This window comes from Lamprobacter sp. (assembly GCF_034860625.1).
In the GTDB taxonomy this organism is placed as follows: domain Bacteria; phylum Pseudomonadota; class Gammaproteobacteria; order Chromatiales; family Chromatiaceae; genus Lamprobacter.
In genome coordinates this window covers 1-1,040 of the sequence record NZ_JAYESN010000601.1, presented here as the reverse complement: position 1 = coordinate 1,040, position 1,040 = coordinate 1, and the positions used below count along the sequence as shown (strand labels likewise).

Genomic DNA, 1,040 nt, shown 5'->3' with positions numbered 1-1,040 from the left:
TGGTCGCATGGGTGACGCCGGGCTGGGCGCGGACGGTCTCCTCGATCTCGGCAAGCTCCGACGCGGTGATGTCGATGTCCGTGCCCTGAGGCAGGTAGATGTCCACCACGAACTGTGGCCGCGCCGATTCCGGCATGAAGCCGGGCGTCACAAAGCCGAAGCCCAGGACGCCCGCCACCAGCAGCGCCAGCAGCGCGAGCCCGGTGCCGAGCCGATGCCGCAGCAGTGTGCGCAGCAGGGCCCGGTAGCCGTCGAGCACCGGCTGCCGGGCGCCGTCCACCTCCGCCCCCGGCTTGACCTTGAGAAAGACCACGCAGAGCAGTGGTGTGATGGTCACCGCCAGGACCCAGCTCAGCAGCATCGAGTAGAGGATCACCCAGAACAGCGAGCCGGCGTACTCACCCATGTCCGTCGGCGAGAGTCCGATGGCGCTGAAAGCGAGGATGCCGACGGCGGTGCCGCCGAGTAGCGGCCACTGCGTCGCCTGGACCACATCGATGGCCGCCTGGCGGGGGTCCTCGCCCCGCTGCAGGCGCACCAGGATGCCATCGGTGACGACGATGGCATTGTCGACCAGCATGCCGAGCGCAATGATCAGCGCGCCGAGCGAGATGCGCTGCATGGCGATGCCGTCCAGGTACATCGCGATCAGGGTGCCGGCCACCGTCAGCACCAGCACGATGCCGACCACCAGCGCACTACGCAGCCCCATGAAGAGCACCAGCACGCCGACGACGATGACCACTGCGGCGACCAGGTTCCAGACGAAGCCATCGACCGCCGCGCGTACCGAGTCGGATTGGTAGGAGACGACGTTCAGCTCCATGCCCACCGGCCGCTGGGATTCCAGCTCGGCGAGCCGCGCGCGCACCGCATCGCCCATCGCGACCACATTGCCGCCGGCGACATTGGACACGCCGAGGCCGATCGCCAGCTGCCCGTCATAGCCCACCAGCACCCGCGGCGGCTCGACGACGTCGCGGCTGATCTGTGCCACGTCCTTGAGGAAGATGACCTGCTCGCCGCCGCCGGCGCCGAGC

At 68.8% G+C, this 1,040-nt stretch carries 1 protein-coding gene; it reads right to left on the bottom strand.

The genetic code is table 11. The features are described 5' to 3' along the window. Window positions 1–1,040 (bottom strand): efflux RND transporter permease subunit (locus VBE63_RS30135; protein ID WP_323686641.1); only part of this gene is annotated, 1,040 nt, incomplete at both ends.